The sequence below is a fragment of the Vibrio sp. 10N.222.48.A3 genome (assembly GCF_041475345.1).
In the GTDB taxonomy this organism is placed as follows: Bacteria; Pseudomonadota; Gammaproteobacteria; order Enterobacterales; family Vibrionaceae; genus Vibrio; species Vibrio tasmaniensis_A.
Genome location: NZ_JBFRVX010001655.1, coordinates 1 through 449, shown reverse-complemented (window position 1 = coordinate 449; position 449 = coordinate 1). Strand labels below are relative to the sequence as shown.

Sequence of the window (449 nt, the reverse complement as noted above, 5' to 3'; positions counted from 1 at the left end):
TTAATCCTTATTCGTTAGGGCTAAATTTCGTAAGCCTCAAACCAACGACATTTAAGGTTTGGCTTTTTGCTCTTTAAAGAAGAGAAATGCTCTTTCGTTGTAAACCTAGCGCAAGACAATACACGTATTTTAGGTAAATCGGCTAAGCACAGTATTGATTTATCCGTTAGGCTCACTGACGTTAAAAACAATGCTTCTAAATTTGGCAATGTACTGATTGGCTGCAAAGATAAGACCTTTTGATTTGTATACATCGTACCTTCAACACCTAAACTTATAAGCTCTGTAAAACCTGATAGGCATTCTAAATTGTTTAGTTTTTTCGCACCCTCAATGAATAGATAGCGCAAATTAGGTAGGCTTGCTAAAACCTCAAAATTTTCAGCCTTGCTGACTCCTGATATTTTAAGCGTTTCCAACTTATTCAAATTAATCAATGGAAGTAGCGC

1 protein-coding gene is annotated in these 449 nt (G+C 36.1%); it reads right to left on the bottom strand.

Going from position 1 to position 449, the window contains the following annotated elements:
- Positions 1-20 precede the first annotated feature (20 nt).
- A partial coding sequence (locus AB4653_RS28285; RefSeq protein WP_372105945.1) for a hypothetical protein occupies positions 21-449 on the bottom strand: 429 nt, incomplete at its 5' end.